At 65.6% G+C, this 24,372-nt stretch carries 23 protein-coding genes; 10 read left to right on the top strand and 13 right to left on the bottom strand.

The features are described 5' to 3' along the window. Window positions 1-246 precede the first annotated feature (246 nt). The gene (locus KM295_RS09640) at window positions 247-1,527 is read right to left on the bottom strand and encodes an NAD(P)/FAD-dependent oxidoreductase (protein ID WP_256029740.1); all 1,281 of its coding nucleotides are present in this window, start codon (window positions 1,525-1,527) and stop codon (window positions 247-249) included. Window positions 1,528-1,676: 149 nt separating this feature from the next. On the opposite strand from KM295_RS09640, the gene KM295_RS09645 reads away from it, so the two are divergent. From KM295_RS09645 to KM295_RS09655, 3 genes are all read left to right on the top strand, one after another. Beyond that, the gene (locus KM295_RS09645; protein WP_256029741.1) at window positions 1,677-1,832 is read left to right on the top strand and encodes a rubrerythrin-like domain-containing protein; all 156 of its coding nucleotides are present in this window, start codon (window positions 1,677-1,679) and stop codon (window positions 1,830-1,832) included. Window positions 1,833-1,910: 78 nt separating this feature from the next. Next, window positions 1,911-3,086, top strand: coding sequence for a threonine synthase (locus tag KM295_RS09650; RefSeq protein ID WP_256029742.1), 1,176 nt, complete (start codon window positions 1,911-1,913; stop codon window positions 3,084-3,086). Window positions 3,087-3,184: 98 nt separating this feature from the next. Continuing rightward, window positions 3,185-3,841 (top strand): LysE family translocator, encoded by a 657-nt coding sequence (locus KM295_RS09655; RefSeq protein WP_256029743.1) that lies wholly within the window; start codon window positions 3,185-3,187, stop codon window positions 3,839-3,841. On the opposite strand, the gene KM295_RS09660 is transcribed toward KM295_RS09655, so the two are convergent. After that, window positions 3,833-4,531 carry an HD domain-containing protein gene (locus KM295_RS09660; RefSeq protein ID WP_256029744.1) on the bottom strand — a complete coding sequence of 233 codons (699 nt, stop codon included), beginning with the start codon at window positions 4,529-4,531 and terminating at the stop codon, window positions 3,833-3,835. The genes KM295_RS09655 and KM295_RS09660 overlap by 9 nt on opposite strands. Before the next feature lie 196 nt (window positions 4,532-4,727). Between KM295_RS09660 and KM295_RS09665 the strand changes: the two genes are divergently transcribed. Next, window positions 4,728-6,272, top strand: a complete 1,545-nt coding sequence (locus tag KM295_RS09665; protein ID WP_256029745.1) for a class I adenylate-forming enzyme family protein — start codon at window positions 4,728-4,730, stop codon at window positions 6,270-6,272. Between the two features lie 4 nt (window positions 6,273-6,276). Here the strand turns inward: KM295_RS09665 and KM295_RS09670 are convergent, their stop codons facing one another. The 5 genes from KM295_RS09670 to KM295_RS09690 form a co-directional block, all read right to left on the bottom strand. Then, window positions 6,277-7,584, bottom strand: a complete 1,308-nt coding sequence (locus KM295_RS09670; protein WP_256029746.1) for an amidase — start codon at window positions 7,582-7,584, stop codon at window positions 6,277-6,279. 112 nt (window positions 7,585-7,696) lie between these two features. Further along, window positions 7,697-8,518 (bottom strand): 3-methyl-2-oxobutanoate hydroxymethyltransferase, encoded by an 822-nt coding sequence (gene panB / locus KM295_RS09675; RefSeq protein ID WP_256029747.1) that lies wholly within the window; start codon window positions 8,516-8,518, stop codon window positions 7,697-7,699. 78 nt (window positions 8,519-8,596) lie between these two features. Continuing rightward, on the bottom strand, window positions 8,597-9,445 hold the full coding sequence (locus KM295_RS09680) for a TatD family hydrolase (RefSeq protein ID WP_256029748.1): 849 nt from the start codon (window positions 9,443-9,445) through the stop codon (window positions 8,597-8,599). Between the two features lie 37 nt (window positions 9,446-9,482). Then, window positions 9,483-10,493 carry a sodium:calcium antiporter gene (locus KM295_RS09685; protein ID WP_256029749.1) on the bottom strand — a complete coding sequence of 337 codons (1,011 nt, stop codon included), beginning with the start codon at window positions 10,491-10,493 and terminating at the stop codon, window positions 9,483-9,485. Beyond that, window positions 10,493-10,945 (bottom strand): NYN domain-containing protein, encoded by a 453-nt coding sequence (locus tag KM295_RS09690; protein WP_256029750.1) that lies wholly within the window; start codon window positions 10,943-10,945, stop codon window positions 10,493-10,495. The genes KM295_RS09685 and KM295_RS09690 overlap by 1 nt, the downstream gene beginning before the upstream one ends. A 60-nt stretch (window positions 10,946-11,005) precedes the next feature. On the opposite strand from KM295_RS09690, the gene gcvT reads away from it, so the two are divergent. The 3 genes from gcvT (at window position 11,006) to KM295_RS09705 (ending at window position 13,688) form a co-directional block, all read left to right on the top strand. After that, window positions 11,006-12,085: a glycine cleavage system aminomethyltransferase GcvT gene (gene gcvT / locus KM295_RS09695; RefSeq protein WP_256029751.1), complete on the top strand. Its 1,080-nt coding sequence runs from the start codon at window positions 11,006-11,008 to the stop codon at window positions 12,083-12,085. Between the two features lie 158 nt (window positions 12,086-12,243). Beyond that, a complete protein-coding gene (gene gcvH, locus KM295_RS09700; protein ID WP_256029752.1) occupies window positions 12,244-12,627 on the top strand; it encodes a glycine cleavage system protein GcvH in 384 nt (127 codons plus the stop codon). 104 nt (window positions 12,628-12,731) lie between these two features. Next, window positions 12,732-13,688, top strand: coding sequence for a phytoene/squalene synthase family protein (locus tag KM295_RS09705; RefSeq protein ID WP_256029753.1), 957 nt, complete (start codon window positions 12,732-12,734; stop codon window positions 13,686-13,688). A 3-nt stretch (window positions 13,689-13,691) separates the two neighbouring features. On the opposite strand, the gene cruF is transcribed toward KM295_RS09705, so the two are convergent. The 3 genes from cruF to KM295_RS09720 are packed head-to-tail and all read right to left on the bottom strand — an operon-like array spanning window position 13,692 to window position 16,859. Then, window positions 13,692-14,519, bottom strand: a complete 828-nt coding sequence (cruF, locus tag KM295_RS09710) for a bisanhydrobacterioruberin hydratase (protein ID WP_256029754.1) — start codon at window positions 14,517-14,519, stop codon at window positions 13,692-13,694. Further along, entirely contained in the window at window positions 14,512-15,384 is an 873-nt protein-coding gene (locus tag KM295_RS09715) for a prenyltransferase (protein ID WP_256029755.1), read from the bottom strand. The genes cruF and KM295_RS09715 overlap by 8 nt, the downstream gene beginning before the upstream one ends. Beyond that, window positions 15,381-16,859 carry a phytoene desaturase family protein gene (locus KM295_RS09720; RefSeq protein WP_256029756.1) on the bottom strand — a complete coding sequence of 493 codons (1,479 nt, stop codon included), beginning with the start codon at window positions 16,857-16,859 and terminating at the stop codon, window positions 15,381-15,383. Before KM295_RS09720 ends, KM295_RS09715 begins: the two co-directional genes overlap by 4 nt. Before the next feature lie 242 nt (window positions 16,860-17,101). Between KM295_RS09720 and KM295_RS09725 the strand changes: the two genes are divergently transcribed. Beyond that, complete coding sequence (locus KM295_RS09725) at window positions 17,102-17,833, top strand: SDR family oxidoreductase (RefSeq protein ID WP_418904781.1); 732 nt, start codon at window positions 17,102-17,104, stop codon at window positions 17,831-17,833. Window positions 17,834-18,316: 483 nt separating this feature from the next. Here KM295_RS09725 and KM295_RS09730 read toward each other — a convergent pair whose 3' ends face one another. Next, window positions 18,317-20,269, bottom strand: a complete 1,953-nt coding sequence (locus KM295_RS09730; protein WP_256029757.1) for an archaea-specific SMC-related protein — start codon at window positions 20,267-20,269, stop codon at window positions 18,317-18,319. Between the two features lie 93 nt (window positions 20,270-20,362). Between KM295_RS09730 and rdfA the strand changes: the two genes are divergently transcribed. Further along, complete coding sequence (gene rdfA, locus KM295_RS09735) at window positions 20,363-20,986, top strand: rod-determining factor RdfA (RefSeq protein WP_256029758.1); 624 nt, start codon at window positions 20,363-20,365, stop codon at window positions 20,984-20,986. 346 nt (window positions 20,987-21,332) lie between these two features. Then, window positions 21,333-22,112, top strand: a complete 780-nt coding sequence (locus KM295_RS09740; RefSeq protein WP_256029759.1) for an SDR family NAD(P)-dependent oxidoreductase — start codon at window positions 21,333-21,335, stop codon at window positions 22,110-22,112. 37 nt (window positions 22,113-22,149) lie between these two features. Here the strand turns inward: KM295_RS09740 and KM295_RS09745 are convergent, their stop codons facing one another. Both KM295_RS09745 and KM295_RS09750 read right to left on the bottom strand, forming a co-directional pair. Beyond that, window positions 22,150-23,343 (bottom strand): iron-containing alcohol dehydrogenase, encoded by a 1,194-nt coding sequence (locus KM295_RS09745; RefSeq protein WP_256029760.1) that lies wholly within the window; start codon window positions 23,341-23,343, stop codon window positions 22,150-22,152. Between the two features lie 254 nt (window positions 23,344-23,597). Then, window positions 23,598-24,362 carry a Nif3-like dinuclear metal center hexameric protein gene (locus KM295_RS09750; RefSeq protein ID WP_256029761.1) on the bottom strand — a complete coding sequence of 255 codons (765 nt, stop codon included), beginning with the start codon at window positions 24,360-24,362 and terminating at the stop codon, window positions 23,598-23,600. Between the last annotated feature and the right edge of the window lie 10 nt (window positions 24,363-24,372).

Genomic DNA, 24,372 nt, shown 5'->3' on the forward strand with positions numbered 1-24,372 from the left:
TGCAACCAACACGAAAGTAACTCCAAGTTCGCTGACGCCTGCTGGCGTCCCCGTGGCAAAAACAACACTTGGACGCCATACACCGGTCGAGAATAGGAGTACCGGCGGCTTGGCACCGCCAGCAGTCCCACCCAACTCAGACCGCGAACAACCCGCCAGATTCGCACTGCCTGGTTGTTCGGTGGAACTGTTAAACCTGAAACTCCCAACGCTCGGGATTCCTCCGCGTTCACGCGGAGGAGGATGTCAAGCCTCCACGTCGTCGAGCAGCGCCCGCGCCGCGTTTCGGCCGCTCTCGAGGGCCCCCTGGATCGAGGACCACTCGGTGTAATCGCCCGCAAGAAAGACGGGGCCAGTCGGGGCGTCGACAGCGGGCAGCCCCTCGCGAAAGCCCGGCGGCTGGGCGAACTGAGCGAACTCGATCCGGTCGACACCGACGACCTCCAGGCCACCGAAGTGGTTCTCGGGGAACCACGAGGAAAGCGCCCCCCTGACCGTCGCTTCCAGTTCGTCGTCGTCCTCCGAAACGTCGAGAAACGTCGCACTCAAAAGCTGTCTGTCGTCGGGAGCGTACTCCGGGGCGGCGGCGCTCATCGGCGCGACCGTGTTCGGGCGGGCGTCGGCCGCGTTCAGCACGATTTTAGAGCCCGTATCCAGCGCCTGGTGAGCCGGCAGCGAACAGTGGACCGTCGTACAGGCTTTCGGTTCGGTCGGCGTCCCGACGCCGGTCAACTCGCCCGCAGCCACGGGATCCGTCGCGACGACGACGGCGTCCGGCGACCGATCGCCGCTGTCGGTTGCGACCGCCACGCCGCCGTCGTTCGTCACGAGATCAGTGACTTCGACGCCCGTCTCGACGGTCGCACCCGCCCCGAGGGCCCGATCGTGGAGCTGTTCGGGGATCGCGCCCATCCCCTCTGCCGGCACGACTGTCTCGCCCTCCGAGAGAGCCTTGAACGTGTACTCGAAAACCGAACTCGACGTTTCCAGCGACCGATCGAGCGTGATGCCGCCGTAGAACGGCTCGGCGAACCGCTCGACGAAGGCCGTCGAAAACCCGAGCGTGGCGAGGTACTCCCGCATCGTCGGCTCGGTTTCGCCTTCGGGTACGTTAGGGTTCGAGAGGATATCGTCCGTCCCGCGTTGCCGGAGCGCACGCTGGAGTCTGAACAGTCGGAGCAGATCGGCGATCCTGACGTCGTCGTTCAGAAGCGTCGGCAGCGCCTCCAGGGGGTCCGCGAGCGGGTCCGAAAGCGTCGAGCGGTGGTTCGGCCGGGCGATCGTCGCGCCGGATGCGAACGATCGGAGATCCAGGGCGTCGTAATCGAGCTCGCGCCTCGCGGCCGGATAGGTGGTGAAAAGCACCTGAAAGCCCCGATCGAGGGTGAACCCTTCTACGGTCCGGGTCCGGACGCGACCGCCGACCCGATCGCGGCGCTCGAGCAGTTCCACTTCGAGGCCGGCCTCGGCGAGATGCCGCGCGGCGACCAGCCCGGCGAGGCCGCCACCGACGACGACGGCGTACATACTCCCCCGTTCGGGCGGGATCGACAAACCGGTTTCCGTCGGTCGGCCGGTTCTGTCGCCGCTTGCACAGTAAATTAATATGTACCACCATGACAATAATACACACTATATAATTAATATATAAATAGGTGGAGACCGAACGGGTATTCATGCCTGAAGGGCACGACGTCGAGCACGACACGGCCGAGATATCCTCCGAATACGAATGTCTGCAGTGCGGAAAGATCGTCCGAGCCGAGACGCACCCGGGCGAGTGCCCGGAGTGCGGCGGCGATTTCCAGAACCGCGCGAAATCGCTCGAATAACGGCTTTCCCGGGATCGGCGAATCCGGTCCATCGACCGCAACGGACAGGGCTTTGCCCGCGGCGGTCCAACGACCGGTATGACGTGTTTCGAGGGGTTCCGCTGCACTGACTGTGGAACGACGGTTACTGACGAGGGTGCGACCCGCTGTCCCGACTGCGGCGGGACGCTCGACGCCGAGTACGACCTCCCGGCCGACCTTTCTCGGGAAACGTTCGAGGGGCGATCCGGCGGCTGGAGGCACCGAGAACTCCTGCCGTTCGTCCCCGAAGGGATCGGCGAGGGGGCGACGCCGCTGGTCGGAGCCCCGCGTCTGGCCGACGAACTCGACGTCGGCCGCGTCCTGATAAAAAACGAGGCACAGAACCCGACCGGGACGGTCACCGACCGCGGGCTGGCGCTGGTCGCCGAGGCCGCCGTCCGTGCCGACGCCGACACGCTGGCGCTGCCGACGACCGGCGACGGCGGCCAGTCGGCGGCCGCCTACGCCGCCCGCGCCGGCCTGCTCTCGCGGTCGTTCGTCCCGAGCCGGGCGACGTTCATCAACAAGGCGATGATCAACGTCCACGGCGGCGACATGCGCGTCGTCGAGGGGCGGTTCGACGACGCGAAGGCGGCCTACGAGGAGGAACGCGAGTCGATGCCGGCCGCCGACGAGGAGACGTGGTTCCCGGCCGCGCCCTTCGGATCCCCGTTCCGCCACGAGGGGACGAAGCCGATCTACTACGAGATCGCCGAGACGCTCGACTGGAGCGCCCCCGACGCCGTCCTCGCCCCTGTCGGCCACGGCGCGACGATCGCCGGGCTCTGGAAGGGGGCCCGGGAGTTCGACGACCTCGGACTCGTCGCCGGGACCCCGCGGCTCTATGCCGCCCAGCCGGACGGGTGTGCCCCCGTCGTCGAGGCACTCGAGGCCGGCGAGGATCCTGAACCCTGGGAGATCCCCGATACGGTCGTCGGGAGCCTCGAGATCCCGGATCCGGCCGGCGGGCTTCCGGCTGTCGAGGCCGTCCGGGCCAGCGGCGGGGCGGGCGTCGCCGTCGACGATCAGGACCTGATGGACAGCGCCGCGACCGTCGCTCAACACGAGGGACTGGAGGTGTCGGTCGCCTGCGGGACCGCCGCCGCCGGAGCCTGGGAGCTGGCCGACCGCGGCGCATTCGGCGCCGACGACACCGTCGTGATCCTCAATACCGCTACCGGGAACAAGGACGCCGATATCGTCCGTAGCCGGCTAATGAGCCAGGGCATCTGACGCCGCCGGATCGGACCGCTCGCGGCGCCGAACTGTCATCCGTGCCACGGGTTCTCACCACGCCAGCCTTTTGATCTCCCCGGCAAAACTGGGCGCCGATGACGATTCTCGCGACGTTCGCCGCGGGCGTGGTCTTCGGCCTCGCGCTCGCGGCCCCGCCCGGTCCGATGAACGCGATCATCGCCGAGGAGTCCGTCCTCCGGGGGTGGGTCGCCGGGTTCAAGGCTGGCCTCGGTGCGATGACCGCCGACGCCGTGTTCTTCCTTTTGGCGCTTGCCGGCGCCGTGGCGTTCGTCCGGCGGGTCCCCCGGGTACAGGACGCGATGTTTCTCGTCGGCGGCGTGTTGATGCTGTATTTCGCCTACGGTGCGGTCCGGGACGCCAGACGACAGTTCCGGGCCGTCTCGGTCCCGGAGAGCCGGGGCTTTTCGAAGGCGTTCGTCCTCTCGTTGAGCAACCCCTACCAGATCCTCTTTTGGCTCACCGTCGGCGTCGGGCTGTTGACGCCCGGCCGCGTCGACGTGCTTGCGTACGCGAGCGAGATGCTCGAGGGGCTGGTCGTCGTCGAGACCGGACACCCGGCGCTGCTCGTCGGGCTCTTCGGTGGGATCACGTGCTGGATCGTCGGCTTTCCGGCCGCGCTCACGGCCGCCGAGTCCCGGACCGAGCGGCTGGCGCCGGTCGTCGCCTACGGGAGCGCGGTCGTCCTGGCCGGCTTCGGGGCCTACTTCCTCCTCGACGTGCTCTTACGTTGAGCCGTCCTCCGGTCCGATCGGATCCATCCCGGTGATCTCGTCCTCGAGCCATTCTTTGAACCAGCGGACGCGTTTGAGCCGCTGGTGGGCGATGCTTTTTGCCGTCTCCGAGCGGACGCGTTCGACGGCGTCCTCGCCGCGTTCGAGGACGCGGCCGACCATCTCGTTTGCGTCCATATGCGTCCGGGACTCGTACCCCATCCGCAGGAGCATGAGCGTCGTCCCGTTGGCGCCGACCTTATCGAGGAGATCGGCCTCCATGAGACACCGTGTCTCCAGTGGGACGTCGGCGAGATCGCCCCCGTAGGAGTGATCGGCGACGGCCTCACAGACCTGCTCGACGAACGACTCGGGGTAGTCGGTGCGCGATTGCATGTACTCCCGGGCGATGCGGGCGCCCGCCTCCGCGTGGACGTCCTGGTCGGCCTCCAGTTTCGCGATGTCGTGAAAGAGGGCGGCGACGCGCGTCACGTCGACGTTCGCCCCTTCCCGTCTTGCGATCTCGGCGCCGAGTTCGGCGACGTTACGGATGTGGTTGTACCGGTACTCCGCCGAGTGCCAGGGGTACCACCGCATGCGGCCGCCCTCGGTTTCGCCCTCGACGCTGGCGGCCAGATAATCGTGGACGAACCGCTTCATCGCCTCGAACTCCTCCTCGGAGACGGGCGATTCCCTTATTTCGACACCCATGTATCCACCTCCGGAACGACAGAAACGTATCCCGTAGTCATCTTGCTGGTAAAAAGGTTGGTTTGACTCTTTAGGTTTACGACACCAGTCCCCACGGTCGCCGATCGGAACGATACCGGAAACCGATACCGACGGTCGAAACCATCACGAAAAACGATAATCTACATATGCGGGCCAGACCAACCCCGGCCATCGCATGATGCGCATCGACGACCTCCTCGAGACCAGGGTCCAGAAGACGCCCCAAAAGCCCTTCGTGACGTTTCCGGATGCGAGTTTTACCTACGAGGAAACTGCCGCGACGGCAAAGCGGTACGCCAACGCCCTCGAGCGGCTGGGCGTCGAGGCCGGCGACCGTGTCGGCCTCTTTTTGCCCAACAGCCCGCCGTTTCTCTTCTGCTTTTTCGCGAACGCGTATCTCGACAGCGTGACCGCCCCCTCGAACCCCGAGTACCAGCCCGCCGAACTCGAACACTCAATCGACCTCTCGACGCCGGAGATCCTCGTGACGACGCCGGCGCTTCTCGATACCGCGACCGAGGCCGCAGAGGGAACCAGCGTCGAGCGCATCCTGCTGACCGAGGATGCCGCGGGCCAGGAGTACGAATCGCTGCCGGCGCTTGCGGCCGACCAGCCGGCGGAGATCGACCCACACGACGGCGACGCGGGGACGGTCGGCCTGCACATGTACACCTCGGGGACGACCGGGCCGCCGAAGGCCGTCGAGTGTCAACACGAAAACTGGACGATAAGCGCCATCGACTTCCAGAAACGGATGGGCTTTACTCACGAGGACACGCTCTTTACCGCTCTGCCGCTGTTTCACGCCAACGCACAGATCTACTCGACGCTCGGGGCCGCCGCCGCCGGCGCCGAGGTCGTCATTTACGATCGTTTTTCCTCCTCGCGCTGGTGGGACTGGTGCCGCGAACACGGCGTCACCGAGTTCAACGCCATGGGGAGCATGCTGAAGATGCTCGATAACCTCCCCGAGTCGGAATCGGACGCCGACAACCCCGTCGAGTTCGTCTTCTCGGCGGGCACCCCCGCCGAACTCATCGAGCCCTTCGAGGAGCGGTTCGATCTGCGCGTCGTCGAGGGCTACTCGCTCACCGAGGACCCGCTTTTGATGCTCAACCCCACGGATCCGGAGAAACGGCGCATCGGAAGCATCGGCTTCCCGCCGGCCGAAAAGCGGATCGACGTCGTCGACGACGACGGCAACCCGGTGCCGACCGGCGAGAAAGGCGAGATAATCCAGCAGTGTCCCGCGCTGATGGCGGGGTATCACGGCCAGCCCGAAAAGACCGCCGAGGCGATGGAAGACGGGTGGTTCTACACCGGCGACTACGGCAAGGTCGACGAGGACGGGTTCGTCTACTTCCTCGACCGCAAGAAGGACATCGTCCGCCGGGGCGGGGAGAACATCTCCTCGTACGAGGTCGAGGGCGTCATCAAATCGCTCGATGCGGTCGAAGAGGTCGCGGTCATCCCCAGCCCCGACGAGTTCTACACCGAGGTGGTGAAAGCGCTCGTCCGGACGAAGCACGACCGCGAGATCGGTCCCGGGGACATCGTCGAGCACTGCCGGGGGCGGTTGGCCTCGTTCAAGATCCCCCGATACGTCGAGTTCGTCGAGGAGTTCCCCTACACGCCGACCGGGAAGATCCAGAAACAGAAACTCCGCGACCGGGAGCGATCGGAGGCGCCCGATCACTGGGACAGAGAGAGCGATAGCTGATCGGTCAGGCCGCGGTAGCCGACCCCCCAAGCGCCGCCGACAGCGACTCACACCACCCGAGCAGCCACTCGTCGGCGCCGAAACGGGCGGTACACTGTAGCCCGATCGGCAGCCCGTCGTCGGTCCTTGAGGCAGGCAGCGTCACCGTCGGCAGCCCGGCGTGTGTCCACGGGAGGTTCATCACCGGATCGCCGGTCGATTCGAGCCCCTCGGGGGCCGGCCCCGGCGCGCTCGGGCTGACGATCACGTCGACGGCCGCCCCCTCTATCGCCTCGTGGACGGCCTCCCGAAGCGACGACCGTCCGGCGCGGGCGTCGGCGAGCGAGCCGACATCGAGATCACGCCCGTCGACGATCAACTCGCGGGTCTGTTCGGCGTACCGGTCGCCGTACGCCGGGAACCACTCGTCGTGAGAGAGGGCCGTCTCCGCGGCGACGAGCCGGTTGTGCCGTCGGTTGATCGTCTCGATGTTCGGGAACAGATCGAGCCGCTCGACGTCGAATCCCGCCTCCCGGAGGCGTCGAACGTGATCCTCGAAGTGATCCCGGCCGGTCTCGGAGGCCTGCTCGAGGTACGGGCCGGTCACGGCGCCGATCGTCGGCCGCGTCTCCGGGTCGAACCCGGCGCGCCACTCGTCGTAGAGCACTCCCGCAGCGAGTTCGGCATCGTGGACGTCCCGCGTGAAGTAGCCGACGTGATCGACCGAGGGGGCGACCGGCATCACGCCGCCGATCGGGATCCGGCCGTAACTCGGCTTCACGCCGACGACGCCGCAGAAGGCGGCGGGTCGGTTGACCGATCCGATCGTCTGACTACCGAGCGCCAGCGGGCAGAGCCCCGCCGCGACGGCCGCGGCCGAACCGCTCGAAGAGCCGCCGGGCGTGTGGTCGGTGTCGTGGGGGTTTCGCGTCGGCCCGGGCTCGAAGTACGCGAACTCCGTCGTGACGGTTTTCCCGAGGACGAACGCGCCCGCCTCGTTCAACGCGGTCACCGCCGCCGATTCGAGGCCCGAAAGCGCTTCCGGCGGGACGTCCGATCCGGCTTCGGTCTCGAACCCGTCGACGTGGAAGATGTCTTTGACCCCGACCGGAACGCCGAACAGCGCCGGACGACGGTCCTCCCGGAACCGCGCTTCCCGCTCCGCCGCGACCGTTTCGAGCCGCCCCCAGCGGTCCGCCTCGTCGAGAAACGCCTCGATCTCGGGTTCGGTCGCTTCGAAGCGCTCTCTGAGCGTCCCGAGGTACCCGGCGGTCGTCTCCTCGCCCGTTTCGAGTCGCCGTCGGAGGTCCGCGAGCGTTTCGTAGTCCGTCATGGCGCGCCGTTCGGTTCGGGGGGATAAAAAGCACGGTCCCGAGGCGATCGCGTGGGGAACGCCGGGAGACGTGGAGTCGAAGACCTGACATCCCGGCGGCCGGGAGGGCAGGTCAGTACAGGTCGTCGAGATCGCCGAGATCTTCGGTCTCGTGGCTGTGTTCCGCTCCCGGAAAGTCGCCGCTTTCGACCTCCTCGACGTACGCCGCCATCGCCTCCGCCATCCGTTCGCGGACGTCCCCGTACTGCTTTGCGAACGGCGGCGACCGTTCGCTCAGCCCGACGATATCGTGGAAGACGAGCACTTGTCCGTCACAGTCCGGCCCGGCCCCGATCCCGATCGTCGGGATCTCGAGCGCCTCCGTCACCGCCGAAGCGAGGTTCGAGGGGACGTGTTCGAGCACGAGCGAGAACGCCCCGGCCGCCTCGTGGGCCTTTGCCAGCTCGAGTATCTCCTCGGCTCCCTCCAGGTCTGTCCCCTGTCTCGGGTAGCCGCCGTACTCGTTGACGCGCTGGGGCGTCAATCCGAGGTGAGCCATCACCGGGATCCCCAACTCGACCAGCCGTTCGGTCAACTCGACGGTGTGGGGCCCGCTTTCGAGTTTGACCGCGTCGGCGCCCTCCTCTTTGAGCATCCGGCCGGCGTTCCGGACGCTCTCTTCGGTCGAGACGCCGACGGAGAGAAACGGCATGTCGGCGACGACGAGGAGATCCTCGCTCGAACGGACGACGGCGCCGACGTGTCTCGCCATGTCTTCGACGGTGACCGACAGCGTCGTCTCGTACCCGAGCGTCGTGTTCCCGAGGCTGTCCCCGACGAGGGTCATATCGACACCGGTCGCTTCGAGAACTTCGGCGGCGGGAGCGTCGTACGCCGTCGCCATCGTGATCGGTTCCTCGCCCGCCTTCGCTCGGATGTCCCGGACGGTCGCCATACCCCGACGTTCCGCATCGACTTCGAAAACGCTAACGGTCGGCCGTCGGTCCGGACGCGCCCGTCCCCGGTCCCGCCCTCATCGGGCGTCGCCCGACAGCGTCGCCTCGGTGTCGACCCCGTAGACGCTGGCCGGCGTCTCGACGTGGGCCCGACGTAACGCGTCCTCGTGGCCCGATTCGGCGAGCCACCGGGTCCGCCGGGGGACGGTCTTCGGGCCCAACACCGCCCCCGGGCGGTCCGGATCGTCGATGAAGTCCGTCTCCATGAGGAAGGGGCGATCGTTCCCGCAGGCGCGTTCGAGTTCGTCCTTGTGGGCGATCACGCTCGGGAGCGGCCCCTCGAGGTACCCGCCGGCGTAGTGTTTGACGACCCGATCGCGGGCGAGTCCCTCGGCCTCGGCCCACTCGGCGACCGTCGTGAAATCCTCGCCGCCCTCGGCGTGCAACTGGACGGCACAGCCGACCTCGGCGGCGCGAGCGAAGGCGTGCCGCATGACCGAATTCGAGGCCGCCCACACCGCCTCGTCGACCTCGTAGTGGGGGCGCCCGGACTTGATCGCGAGCGCCGGCCCGTCGGCGACGTACCCGGCGGCGACGTCGATCCCGGCCTTCATGAGGTCCGCTGCCCCCTCTGGCTCGTAGCCGCGTTCGACGAGCTGCGAGACGAGCGCCGGATGGACGCCCAGAACGGGCCAGGCCCGCCCCGGTAGCCGGTCGTCGGCCCGCTCGGTCACTTCGATTGTGAGTTCGAACGCCTCCCGGAACCCCTCGGCGTCGTCGACCTCGCCGACGAGGTCCCAGGAGGGTTTGTTGAGAACGTTCAGGTGTGTTCCGCCGGCGTCCGCGAAGTCGGCGGCGGCCTCGACTCCCCGGCCGTTGACGGGGTCGAGATGGAGGTGGTCATCGAGGATCGGCCCGTCGTACATACACGGCGGTTCGGCGGCCGGGGGCAAAACAGCACTGTTACAGAACGTTGACGGCACCGACGCTCTCCAGCAGGAGCCAGCCGATGAAGGCGCCGTAGAGCGCGAGCATCGCCGTCGCCTCGCCGTTCGTGATCGTCATCCCCGTCCGGGCGAACGTAAAGAGGACCACCGTCGCGACGATCAGAAACGCCATCATCGGGACCGCCGCGGTGAAGGAGACGGATGTCGTGCCCGCCAGCAGGACCCCGGCGGGGATGGCGACGAGCAGATCGAAGATGTTGCTCCCGAGGACGTTCCCGAGCGAGACCGCCGGCTCGTCGATACGGGCGGCGGCGACGCTTATAAACGCGTCCGGGAGGCTCGAGGCTGCGGCGACGACGGTCAGCCCCCACAGGAACGAGGGCGTCCCGAACGCCTCGCCGAGCCCGACCGCGGCGAAGACGAGCCCCTCGACGCCCGCGATGATCAGCGCGATCCCGCCGATCAGAAGCGTCCACTCGACGAGGAGTGGCCGTCGCGAAAGCGAGACGGTCTCCGTGTCGGCCTCGCTCACGTCGAGGTACTGCACGAAGACGTAGAGCCCATAGAGGACGAGCAACGAGAACGCGAGCGGCCGGGTGAGGTTGCCCCGGAACTCCGCCCCTTCGACCGGATAGTAGATGACGGCGAGGGCGAACACGAGAAACAGCGCCGCGACCGAGAGCATGTAGAACTGTGCCTCCTTGTAGACGACGTCCCGGCCGGTATCGAGCGGGCTGTCCGCCAAAAGCGCCGACAGCGACGGGATGACCAGGATGTTGAACACCGCCGAGCCGACGATGATGCCGACGCCGAGTTCGAACTCGCCGTACCGGATCGTCGCGATGACGGTGCTCGCGATCTCGGGCGCCGACGAGCCGATCGCCGCGATGAGCGTCCCCTGTATCAACCGCGGCAGGCCGTAGTGTCGCCCCAGCCGGTCCGAGGCGCGTTCCAGCGCCGAGGAGCCGGCCCACACGACCGCCGTCCCGACGATCCCGACGCCGATCAGTAACGGTATCCCCGCCATCAGTCCAAGGTGACCTCGCGGTGGGCGGCGTTCCGGAGCGCGTCCGAACGGCCGTGCGTGCCGGGGGCGACGGCGACCGTCCGGAGCCCGCGCTCGGCGGCGATCTCCAGTGCGGGTTTGAAGTCGGTGTCCCGCGAGACGACGACGACGGTGTCGATCCGCCCGGCGACGGCGGCCTCGACGGCCTCGACGGCGAGTTTGACGTCGACGTCGCCGCTCGTTGTCACGACCTCGAAGCCGCGGGCCTCCGCCGCCTGAACGAGCCCGCTGCCGGCCTTCTCGTCGACGTAGACGCGGGCGACCGCGACTACCCCCTCCTCGCGGGCCAGCGCCCGGAGGTCGTCGAGGTCGACGTCGAACTCCTCCCGGAAGACGTTCGGGCCGTCGACGAAGATCCCGACCCGCGTGGACCGATCGGAAAGCCGACCGAAGACTCGATAGAGCAGATCCATACGCCGTCTCGGCTCCCCCTCGACAAATAAATACTTACTCCGTGGGGACAGAGACCCGCCATGTCGCTCCGAACGCCGCCGCTCGGCGGGACACACGCCGATCGTGGCGCGAAACTGACCGAGTTCGGCGGCTGGGAGATGCCCGTCGAGTTCGACTCGATCCGGACCGAACACACGGCCGTCCGGGAGTCGGTCGGCAAGTTCGACGTCTCACACATGGGCGAGATCGAGGTCTCGGGTCCCGACGCGACGGCACTGATGGACCGGTTGACAACGAACGACGTGACCGCCCTCGAGGCCGGCGACGCCCAGTACGCCGCGATCACCGACGAGGACGGCGTCATGCTCGATGACACCGTCGTCTACCGGCTCCCCGAGGGATCCGACGCCGAGTACCTGTTCGTCCCCAACGCGGGCCACGACGCCGAAACGCACGACCGGTGGGTCGAGTACGCAGACCGGTGGGACCTCGACGTGACTGTCGAGAACGCGACAGAATCCTACGGGATGATCGCGGTTCAGGGCCCCGAGGCGATCGATCTACTCGGTGGGCTGTGTGACTCGCCCGGCTCGGTCTCGCGGTTCACCGTCGAACCCCGGTCGGTTGCCGGCGTCGCGTGTCTGCTTGCCCGGACGGGCTATACCGGCGAGGACGGCGTCGAACTCCTCTTTGACGCTGCCGACTCGAGGGCCGTCTGGTCGGCGCTGGAGTGTCAGCCCTGCGGGCTCGGGGCGCGGGACACCCTCCGGCTCGAGGCCGGGTTTCTCCTCTCGGGACAGGATTTCGATCCCGAAACGAACCCCCGGAACCCCTACGAGGCGGGGATCGGCTTCGCCGTCGACCTCGGGACGGCGTTCGTCGGCCGGGACGCGCTGGCCGCCGTCGCCGAGACCGGCCCCGAGGAGGAACTCGTCGGATTCCGGCTCGCTGAACGGGGGATCGCCCGCCACGGCTACGAGATCCGCGCGGACGGCGCACCCGTCGGGACCGTCACCAGCGGGACGATGAGCCCGACGCTCGGCGAGGCGATCGGGCTCGGGTACGTCCCGGTCGAGTTCGCCGATCCCGGGACTGAAATCGGGGTCGTCGTCCGCAGCGAGACGAAACCCGCCGTCGTCGAGGAACTGCCGTTCTACTGATCTTTGATATCGAGTTCCTCCCGCCCGAGATCGGTGATATCGAACAACAGCCCCTCCAGATACACGACGGGGATACGCCGAAATAAAAACTGTCGGGTCGGAAACGACCCGATACGGAAGCCGATAACCCTACAATCCCCTCGCCGGATACTGGAGGTATGAGCTTCAAGATACCGGACGACTGCCGGTACCGGGAGACCCACGAGTGGGCGAGAGACGAGGACGGTTCCGTTCGGATCGGAATCACGGACTTCGCACAGGACGAACTCGGCGATATCGTATTCGTCGAGCTACCGTCGGTGGACGAACGGATCGAACAGGGCGAGGAGTTCGGGGTCATCGAGTCGATCAAGGCGGTTTCGGACCTCTATGCGCCGCTCTCCGGAGAGGTTCTGGCGGTCAACGACGACCTCGTCGACGCGCCCGAACTGGTAAACGACGATCCGTTCGACGACGGCTGGATGCTCGAGATCGAGCCGACCGACGAGACGGACCTCGAGGAGCTGCTTTCGCCGGAGGAATACGAGGCACAGACCGTCTGATAGCCTCCTGGTGGGTCCCCTCGCTCCCGTCTGTGGGAGCCGATCCTCCAGACTACCGGGTCACAAACACATAAGACACTGCCGACATTATAGTAGACCGCTAAATGGTCGATCCGACCCAGCTTGCAGAGAGCAAGTCTATCCACCGACGGACTGGGAAGACCTTCTATTACGCGACGCGACTGCTGCCCGAACGAGTCCGGCATCCGACGTACGTGCTGTACGCTTTCTTCCGGGTCGCCGACGAGGTCGTCGACAACCCCGACGGGCTGTCGCCGGCCGAACAGCACGAGCGACTGCGCGAGATCGAAGCCGCCGCGCTCGGCCAGGAGCCGACCGACGATCCCGTTCTCGCGGCGTTCTCGGAGGTCAGACGGCGATACGAGATCCCCGACGAGGAGATCGAGGTGTTCATCGAGGCGATGCGGGCCGACATCGAAACCTCCCGGTATGAGACCTACGACGAACTCGAGTCGTACATGCGCGGGTCGGCTGCCGCCGTCGGGGTCATGATGACGCTCGTCATGGAGGCCGACGACGTCGAAACGGCCCTCCCGAAGGCCCGCCGGCTCGGGGAAGCCTTCCAGCTGACGAACTTTCTCCGGGACGTCGGCGAGGACATCGCCGACAGGGATCGGATCTACCTCCCCCAGTCGACGCTCGAGGCCTGCGGTGCGGATCCGACCGACATCGAACGCCGGCGGTTCACGAACGAGATCGGCGCCGCCATCGAGCGGGAACTCCGGCGGGCCGAGGGGCTCTACCGGGAGGGCGTTTCCGGCATCAAGTACCTCCCGTCGGACTGTCAGTTACCGGTACTGACGGCCGCGGTCCTCTATGCGGATCACCACCGGCTCATTCGGAACCACGGCAACGATACGGTGACGGAGACGCCATCGCTCGGGACCGTCCGCAAGCTCGCGTTGGTCGCCAAAACGCGGCTCTACTGGGCGTGGAAGAAGGATCCGGAGACCGTTTTCGCGAAGGTGAGTGAGGTTCCGATGGTAGACGAGGAGCCGGTCCCGAAGAGCCGCCCGGAAAACTCGATCCCGACGAGCTGACGGCTACCGCTCGGGGAAATCGAACCGATCGGTCCGCCACAACCCGTACCCGTACCCGACGGCCAGCGCCGCCGGAATCCAGTTCCCGAAGTAGGCGTTGACGGCGCCCCACAGGAGAACGAAACTGACCAGATCGTCGAGCATGAAACGGCAGTTTTCGAGCCGCTGTAGGATCTCCTTCCGATCGAACGCCGCGTCGAGAAGCGTCACGGCGACGGTCGCCGACAGCGTCCATCCGAGGTAGTTCAGCCACGGGACGCCGTAGTACGCGCCGCCGCCGTCGTACGCCCAAAAGCCTACAGAAACCGCCGCCGGATCCAAAACGAGATCCATCCCGACGACGGTGAGCGCGACCGCCGGGACCCGAATGGCGGCCGACCGGGCGACCCGACCCGAGAGAAGCAGACACAGCAGGTAGGCGTTGACGACGAGCGGGATAAAAAACAACGGGAGCGCCGCCGGGACGGCCCCGCCCAGCATCGGGCCCAGATCGACGCCGTACCCGAAGCTCCCGTAGGGATAGCCGGTGTGGACGCCGACGAACTCGATCGCGTACGTGTAGAGACAGAGGACCAGAAGGCCGGCCGCCGCCTTCCGGGTGAGAAGCGGCGCAAGGCCGGCCACGAGCGGCAGCCGCATCACCGCGACGCCGAACAGAAGCAAGTAGGGATTGAAATTCAACGGGCCGGGCAGCAACGCCTCCGCGGAGGCCAGAAGGGTGACCGCGCCGACGGCGGGAAAGACGACGGCGATAGTAAAGCGGTTGTCCTCGACGATCCCGTCGAGTTCCCGCTCGAGACGCCCTCTGGCCGGTAACTCGACACTAGCCATACAGAGTCACCCACAGCCCGGCCAGCGTAAACAGCGTCCCGACGGCCGTGTTGAGTGCCGGGAACCACCAGTAGACCCGCCCGACCGGAAGATCCGTCGCGGCGACGACGGCGACGAAGACCGGGTAGATCCCGAGAAGGGCGGCGAAGAAGGGATGGACAGTCCCGAAGACGAGGGCTGCAGCGAGCCAACAGCCCCCACAGTAGAGGTAGGTGCGGGCTTTCCCGAGCCGCGTCGCCGTCGTTTCGATCCCGGCTGCCCGGTCGGGTCCGATGTCCGGAATCGCCGAGAAGGTATGCATCCCCATCGCCCACAGCCACCCGCCGGCGACGGCGGCGACCGGCGGCGCTCCCCCGGCGACGGCGGCGTAGGCGACGACGCCCGGGAGGACGTACAGCCCGTTCGAAAGCGAATCGAAAAACGGCGTCGTTTTGAACCGCAGCGGCGGCGCGCTGTACTCGACGGCGAGGGCCAGAAATCCGATCATCCCGACGGCGCCGGCCGCCGGCAGGAACGGAAGAAACAGACCCCCGAGCAGGCCCGAAAGAGCGATCACAGCGCCGACGGCCCTGTCTTGCTGATACCGGATCTCGCGATCGTCCTTTTTCGGGTTTTCGACGTCGACATCGGCGTCGAAGAGGTCGTTGACGCCGTACAGGAACACGTTGGCGGGAAACAGGAAGTACGCGAACAGTGCGACCGCGATCGGACGGAAAAGGTCCCCGGGACCGCCGGCAGCGTAGGTGACGCCGACGACGACGGGGCCGGCCAGATACAGCCAAAAGCGGGGCCGCGAGAGCCAAAGCAGATACCCCGGTGTGCTGTCGGGATTCGGCAGGATGCGGTTCAACAGCGGATCGGTCATACTGCGTCGTCGAGCAACGCCGAGGCGGTGTGTTCGCCGCTGATCAGACACATCGGAACGCCGATCCCGGGCGTGGTGTAAGAGCCGGTAAAGTAGAGTCCGGGACAGGCCTCCGACCGGTGCGATGGACGGAACAGTGCCGTCTGCCGGAGCGTGTGGGCGAGCCCCAGCGCCGTCCCCTTCATGCTGTTGTAGCGATCCGCGAACTCGGTGATCGAGAACGTCTCCTCGAAGACGATCCGGTCCCGGAGGTCGACGCCGGTGTGTTCGGCGACGTCATCGAGGACGAGATCGCGGTACCACGTCCGGACCTCGTCGGTGTCCTCGAGGCCGGGCGCGATCGGGACCAGCGCAAAGAGGTTCGAGTGACCGTCGGGGGCGACCTCGTCGTCGGTCTTCGAGGGAACACACAGGTAGTAGGCCGGATCCTCGGGCCAGGCCGGCTCATCGAAGATCTGCTGGAAGTGGCCGTCCCAGTCGGTCGGCAACACGAGCGTGTGGTGCTTCAGGGGCTCGACGTCGCCCTCGACGCCGAGGTACAGGAGGAAGGCCGACGGCGAGTAGGTACGGGAGTCCCAGTAGTCGGCGTCGTACTGGCGTTCGTGTTCGGGCAACAGCTCCTGTTCGGTGTGGGCGTAGTCGGCGTTGCTGACGACGTAGTCGGCATCGAACGCGCCGGCTTCGGACTCGACGGTGAAGCCGTCCCGGCGGTTGACGATCTCGGTGGCCTCGGCGTCGGTCACGTACTCGACGCCCATTTCTTCGCCCAACTCGACGCAGGCGTCGACGACCGAGGCGAGGCCGTTCTCGGGGTAGTAGACGCCGAGGTTGAAATCGACGTGGCTCATCATGTTGTAGATCGCGGGGGTGTTGTGCGGCGCGCCGCCCAGAAAGACGAGCGTATACTGCATGATCTGTCTGAGCTTCGGGTTATCGAAGTACTTCGCGACGTAGTCGTCCATCGTCCCGAGCAGTTGCAACCCGACCGGCGCCGCGGTCATCACGTCGAGGTCGATCCAGTCCCGCAGGCGGGGCCGGTCTTTGTAAATGAACTTCTCCATCGCGACCCCGTAATGTTCCTCGGACGTACCGAGGTAGTCGTCGAGCGCCTCGCCGGCGCCCTCCTCGTAGGACTCGAAGAGCGTCCGCATCTCGCCGCGGTCGCCGGTGACGTCGATCCGATCGCCGTCCTTGAAGAAGATCCGGTAGTGGGGATCGAGCGGCTCGAGCTCGTAGAAATCCGACGGTTCGTGCCCGAAGTGCCCGAAGAACCGCTCGAAGACGTCGGGCATTAGATACCAGGAGGGCCCCATATCGAACCGGAACCCCTCGGCTTCGAGTACCGAGGCCCGACCGCCGAGACCGTCGTTCTTTTCCAGCACCGTGACGTCGAGGCCGGCGTCGGCGAGATAGCAGGCCGTAGAGAGGCCGCCGAACCCGGAGCCGACGACTACCACCGAGCGATCGAGGGACATACTCTACGATACGAGTGGCGATCACATTAAAACGGGTGTGTCGGAAAATGACACGCAGCGAGTGAAAACCTATCCGTTGATAATTCTGCTGAATCGATTGGTAACGTTTCTCATCGACAATACGGGAGCGATTCAAGATCCTGTACACCCGGCTCACGGATGTTGGATCCGGTGATCGCTTCGTCGGAATTTATCAGCGCCTTCGTTTCAGCAACCACTGTGAAGCCGCGGGAGGATGCCAAATGGGAAACGACCTTGACGATGCCGGCCGTGGACCCAGTATGGACACAGCAGTCATCACGGGCGGTTCCCGCGGTATCGGTCGGGCGGTCGTCGAACTCTTCGCACAGCGCGGCGTCCACGTCGTGGCGTGCGCCCGCGATCGGGACGGAATTGAGGCAGTCGCGGCCGGAACCGACGCGACCGACGGGTCGATCACTGCGGTGCGGGCGGACGTCCGCGACGAGTTCGACGTCGAACGGCTGATGGAGACCGCCGCCCGGGTGGGCGAGACGGAGGGGATCGACTGTGTGATCGCCAACGCCGGCGTCTACCACGGGACTGCCGGCGAGACCCCGCTCACCGACGAATCGTACTCGGCGTTCGACGATACGCTCCGGACGAACGTCCGCGGCGTCTTCGCGACGTTCCGCGAGGCGGCACCCCACCTGTCGACCGACGCCCGGGCGTTCGTCCCCTCGGGCCAGATCGCCCGGGAAGCGGTCGCCGGTTACGGCGTCTACGCCGTCTCGAAGGCCGGAAGCGAGGCGATCGCCCGCCAGTTCTCCGCCGAATCGGGGACGTCGACGGCCGTCCTCGATCTCGGTCGGGTGGCGACGGATCTGACGGGGGGCGACGGGAGGGATCCAGCCGACCTTGCGCCGATGTTCTGGTGGGCAGCGACAGAGGCGGATGCCGAGACCGTCGACGAGGCGGTCCTCGGACTCGCCGAGTGGAAGAAAGCGACGCGATAGGAGAGCCACATGGAGTGACCGATCCGGGTCGTGAGACGATCCGTGACGAGTCGGGGTGGGGTCCGAACCTCCGGTCGCGTCCGGCAGGGAAAACGCTCTAGGATCCGTTCTAGACCTTCCGCTCCGGATCGAGGGGTACGATCCCGAGGGTCCAACGGGGAAACCGGGACCCCGGGAACGATACCGGAAATATACTATAAAAATAATACTATTTTATGTTACACGATTACGTTCGGGGATAGAAAAACAAGCAAATATATAAGATTACAATCGATATATAATAAATAACATAACATAAATGCGCAAGATATATTTATTTATCTAATTCGTGTTCGATTAATAGAAATCGTTATATACTATAAATATATCAGACATATTTTCATACTATCTTTACTAAGGAACTTTACATTACGAACCTTTCGTATTTGCTTCGCCGTCCGACTCCCGCCCGAATCCGTGGGGTCGGCTGATACCCCTGGCCGGTCAGATATCCTCGATTCGTCGGTACCCCTCGGGCAAGGCCGCAGCGTCCTCGGGGAGCAACGCGACCACGAGATACTCGCTGAACCCCTCGACGTACTCGACCAGGGCGGCGATCCGTTCGGAGTCGATCGCCTCCAGCGAGTCCAAAAGCATGAACGGGACGTCCTCGTGGACCTCGTGTGCGAGATAACCGGCCAGCGCGAAGACGAGGCCGGTCACCTCGCGTTCACTCTCGCTGAGATGATCGACGGTGTCCTCGTAGGTCGCCCCGGTATCGGTCTGACGGACGATGTGGAGTTCGAAGACACGCTTCGTGACCGTGCGTCGCCCCTCGCGGACGTCGCGTTCGACGCGCTCGAGCCAGATCCGTTCGAGGTTGCTGTATCCCAGCCGTTCGAGTATCGAGTCCATGTGGCCGTTGAACTCCTCGACGGCCTGCCGCTCGATGCGGTCGATCCGCGTCCGGCACTCTTCGATCTCCGCGGTGAGTTCCTGCCGGCGCGAGCGCAGTTCGCTTTCGGCGTCGAGCCGGTCCTCGACGTCCGCAAGTTCGGACTCGACGTCCTCGAGTTCCCCCTCAAGCCGCCCGAGTTCGTACTCGAGTTGGTTCGCTTCCCTGTGGATGTCGAGGATCTCCTGATAGCTGTCGTCCTCGAGTGATTCGATTTCCGATTCGAGCGATTCGATCCCGTTTCGGAGCGCCTCGCGGCGGTCGGTGAGCCGATCGACGTTCGACTCGCCGCGTTCGATCTCCGCCTCTATGTCCGACCGGCGGCGCTTGAGCCGCTCACGGCGGCTCTTTTCGCCCTTCAGTTCCTCGATCTCCCCGGTGAGGTCCTCGAGTTCACCCTCGAGTTCGTCGATCTCGCTCAGTTTGTCCTGGCTGAGTTCCCGAAGCCGGTCGACAGTGCTCTCGATCTGTCCGCGGGAGACATCGCTGCCGCAGGTCCAGCAGGCCACCGTTTCATCGGGGAGTAACCCGCCGGTGACGCTTTCCTCTCCCGCGCTCTCGAGTACGTCGAGCGGATCCTCCGTCCCGCTGTCGAGCATCCCCTGATTGAACTGGATGACGTTTTGAATCTCGTTGATCTCGGATTCGAGTGAGCGTTTCTGTTCGCGCAGGCGGTCGATCCGCGCCTCGAGTCCGTCGATCTCCTCGACCGGCGCTTCGGGGAGTTCCTCGAACTCGACGTCGAGCTCGCGCTTCTGTGCCCGCATCGATTCGAGACTCTCCCGTTCGGTCTCGAGTTCGTACCGGATCTCCTCGAGTTCGGCGCGTTTCGCCCGGAGGTCCGCGAGCCGTTCTTCGAGTTCGGCTTTCTCCTCCCGCGTCTGCTCGACGTTTGCGTCCCGCGCCTCGAGTTCCTCCTCTTTGGCTGCCAAGTCGGCCCGGGTCTGCTCGATTTCGGCTTGGAGTTCCCGGCGTCGCTCTTCGAGGGCCGGACGACGGTCCTTGAGGCCCGCGAGTTCGTCGAGTTCCTCCTCGAGATCGTCCCGTCGTTCGAGGAGGCGGTCGATCTCGGCCTGTATCTCGTCGGTATCGACCGGCCGCATGATGATCTCCCGGGGGTTCACGTCCGTAGCGACGGCCCGGCGCGCCTCGTTGGATTCCAGAAGAAACGCAAAGAGATCCGCGAGCGTCGGATCGTCGAGACACGCCTCCCCCTCTCCCGCCTCGACGACCGTCGTTCCTTTTTTTTTCCTCGTCAGAGTCCGGGAGTACGTCTCCCCGTCGATCTCGAGTTCGACGGTAGCGGTGTCCGCATCCCCCTTTATAGAGATATCGTCGCTTCCGAGCGCTGCCATGATCGCCTGCAAAAGCGAGGTCCGGTTGGTGGCGTTCTCGCCGGAGAGCACCGTCACGCCGGGGGTGAACTCGACCGAGGTGGTCTCGATCCCCCCGATGTTCCGGACGGTAAGCTGCGTCTTTGCGGCTGTCTGCTCAGGACGCATAGAACCGCTTCGATCGGCCGAAAAATAAATATACTGGAGCTGTTATAAAAACCCGAACAAAACATACTAACAACCGCCGCGCCTGAGATCGGTATGGGAGACACCGACGGAGCCGCCGGTTCGGGACGCGGCCGCCGTAGCAAGGTCGCCCGCCTGATCGACCAGAAGGAACTCGAGCCGCTAGGGGCCGAACTCGAGCGGCTCTGGACCGCCGACGAGAACCGCCGTAGCCTCCGGGAGCTGGCGTCGTATTTTAACCGGCGGCTGCTGCGACGGGCCCTCGAAGAGGCGAACGTCAGACTCGTCGACGGGGAAGTTGAGAACATCTACCGGCTCTTGACCGATGGGGACGCTACCGCCGACCGGACCCGGATCCGGCGCCGTCTCGAGCGTGAGGGTGTCGACATCGACGCTATCGAGAGCGATTTCGTCACCTATCAGGCGATCAGAACGTACCTCAAGAAACACCGTGGCGCCGAATACACTCCCGACAAAACCGATCCGATCGAGCGCGAGGTCGCGAACATCCAGCAGCTCCGCGGCCGGGTCGATTCCGTCACCGAGGGGAAGCTCCGGCAGCTCCGCGAGACGGACCGGCTCGATCTCGGACCTTTCCGGACCCTCGTCGACGTCCGGGTCGTCTGTGAGGACTGTAACACGCAGTTCGACGTCATCGAACTCCTCGAGCGCGGCCACTGTGACTGTTCGGACGCGTGATCCGGATGCGACCCCGGGCATCCGGCCGATCACCCCTATTTCGATAACAACAATAAACGTGTTATCTATCGGGAGTCTCGGGTAGTCGCGCCGGTCCGGATGCGCCGCCATTCGGCTCTACATCCGTCGGTCGATCGCGGATCCCGTGCCGCCCGTGGCGCTCCATACCACCACCGACCGGCGCCCGACCGTTATACAAACGCCTTGCTTCGACCTGCCCGGTACATCGGGAGTCAGTTATCCGCTACATATAAAATAACAACAATATATTTAAATACGTCATATCTGTTCGAACAGAGAGAAAAACACGACAATACCTAAGTAGTTTGCCTCGGATCTCCACCCGATGACCGACTACGAGCACGAACCCGTCACGGTGGCCGACAAACGCGCCGTCGTCATCGGCGGGACCAGCGGTATCGGACGCGGGATCGCGCGGGCCTTCGCGGCCGAAGGGGCCGACGTCGCGCCCACGAGCAGGACGCCCGAACGGGTCGAAGAGACCGCCGACGAACTCGAGGAACTCGGTGCGGACGTCGTCCGCGAGACCTGCGACGTCACCGACAGGGAATCGCTCGTGAGGCTCCGCGACAGCGTTCGCGAGGCCTTCGGCGGCGTCGATATCCTGGTGAACTCCCCCAGCGCCATCGCCCGGAAGGGTGTCCTGGACGTGGACGACGAGGAGTGGGACACGGTCTTCGACGTCCAACTCAAGGGGCCCCACCGCGCCGTCCAGACGTTCGCCGGGACGCTCGGGACCGACGGCGGCGGCAGCGTGATCAACATCTCTTCGGCGTCGTCGGTGACGGCGATCGAGGAGCTGGCAGCCTATTCGGCCGCGAAGGGCGCGACGGACTCGTATACCAGGGTCGCGGCGCGGGAACTCGGGCCCGAAGTGCGGGTGAACGCGATCCGTCCCGGCTTCATCCGGACCGAACAGACCGAGGAGGCCTACGCCGAGGGGACCGAGCGTCACCGGGAGGTGACCGAGCGCACCTACGGCGACCGCATCGGGGAACCGGCCGACGTCGCGTCAACGGCGGTGTTTCTGGCGTCCGACGCGAGCCGGTACATCAGCGGTGAAATCGTCACCGTCGACGGCGGGTTCATCCAGTCGGCGCTGTGAGCTGTCGTGGGGTGATAAAAAGCCGCGGCGGTCGGGGTCAGTACCCGCTTCTATAGACGTCGATCGCGTCCTCTCTGCTCAGGTTCCGGGGGTTCCGGTCGACGTTGTGTTTCGAGTGTTCGAAGGCGATCTCCGCGAAGTTCTCGAACTCCGATTCCTCGATCTCGCCGAGTTCGCGGATGCGGTTGGGGATCCCGATGTCCTCGTTGAGGCTCTCGACCGCCTCGACGGCGTCGTAGGCGCGGTCCATCGTTCCCGCTTCCGTCTCGTGTCCTCCCTCGAGCAGGCGGGCGACGTCCGCGAACCGCTCCGGTTCGGCGGGGACGTTGTACCGCATGACGTGGGGGAGCAACACGGCGTTAGCGAGCCCGTGTCCGACGCCGTGTTCGATCCCGAGCGGGTAGGTGAGCGCGTGGACGGCCCCAAGCCCGGAGTTGACGAACGCCTGTCCGGCGGTTGTCGCCGCGAGGCTCATCCGGTATCGCGCCTCGTCGTTGTGCTGTCCCTGATGGACCGCCTGCCGGAGGTTCCCGCCGATCAGCTCGATCGCCCGCCGGGCCAGGGCGTCGGTGTACGGCGTCCGTTCGGTCGAGACGTAACACTCGACGGCGTGGCTCAACGCGTCCATCCCGGTCGCCGCGGCGACCCCCGGCGGCATCGTGCGCGTCAGTTCCGGGTCGACGATCGCCAGGTCGGCGAAGAGATGCTCGGAGTAGACGACCTTTTTGTTACCGCCGTCCTTCGAATCGGAGAACACGCCGATATGGGAGACCTCGCTGCCCGTCCCCGCGGTCGTCGGCAAGAGGACGGTCGGCCGCCCCGGCCCGGGGACGTTCCCCATCCCGAGCATCTCCCGCGGCGGGACGTCGTGTTCGACCAGTGCCGACGCGAACTTCGCCGTGTCCATGCTGCTTCCCCCGCCGACGCCGACCACCAGATCCGCACCGACCGACTCCAGTTGGTCGGCGGCGGCGACCGCGAGTTTGATCTTCGGCTCGGGTTCGACACCATCGAACGTCGATACCTCGACGTCGGCCGCCTCCAGCGCTGCGAACACCGGATCGACGGTGCCCGAGTCGAGCACGATCTCGTCGGTGACGACGAGCGCGGATTCGACCCCCCGCCCGGCGGCGAAGTCGGCGAGTTCCGAGGCGGCACCCATGCCGTAGGCGATCTTGTTCGGCGTCTCAACGGTGCTGATCGTGTCGATGGAACCGATCCCGTCAAACATACGTCTGACAGGATCATGCACGATTAAAAAACGTTCGCTATAACGCCGGTGTCCGGTACTGAAGCGTCAGGCGCGCCGACCTCGATCGCGTCTACGACGCCCTTGTCGGTCGCGAATGCCGATATGCTATACCACCAACAATTCATTTTATGTTAACGAGATATGATATAAATGCGTGTCTACCCAAATACGTTCTCTTCTGGGCTGTCGTGGTCCCGCCCGCTCGAGACGGCCGTCGCGGTCCCGGCCGACGATCAGAGCCCGGTCGGGTGATCGAGGTACGTCGTTTCGATTCCCCACCCTTCGACCAGCCGTTTCAGCCGCCGGACGCCGAACGTCTCCGTCGCGTAGTGGCCGGCGAGAAAGACGGACAGCCCCGCTTCTCGGGCCTCGTGGTACGCTTTCTGTTTCCCTTCGCCGGTCACCAGGGCGTCGACGCTTTCGGCCTCGGCCTCGCGGATCCAGTCGGCCCCTGATCCTGTCACGATCGCGATCTCCTCGATGCGGTCGGGACCGAAGCCGAGCGTCCGGACGCGTCGGCCGTCGGTATCGAGTTCCGACAGCCGATCCCGGAGCCTTTCGACCGTGTAGGGTTCGGCCGCCCGAACCCGATGGCCGATCGTGACGCCGCCGTGTTCGCCGAACGGAGCGAGTAGCTCACAGTCGAGAAACGCCGCCAGGCCGGCGGCGTTGCCGAACTCCTCGTGGGCGTCCAGGGGAAGGTGTGAAACGTAGAGGGCGACGCCGTTCTCGATACAGGCGGCGATCCGGTCGTACTCCCGGCCCGTTACGCGATCGAGGCCGCCCCAGACCGTCCCGTGGTGGACGATCAACACGTCGGCGTCCGCGTCGGCGGCGGCCTCGACGGTCGCGACGGCGCCGTCGACCGCGAAGGCGGCCCGATCGACCGCCGCTGTCCCGTCGCCGATCTGTAACCCGTTGGCGCTCGCGTCGACGTCGGCGAACCGATCGTGATCGAGCCGTCCGTTCAACCGATCCCGCAACTCGGCTAGCTGCATACCCGTCTCT

This window comes from Natronomonas aquatica, from assembly GCF_024449025.1.
GTDB classification, from domain to species: Archaea; Halobacteriota; Halobacteria; order Halobacteriales; family Haloarculaceae; genus Natronomonas; species Natronomonas aquatica.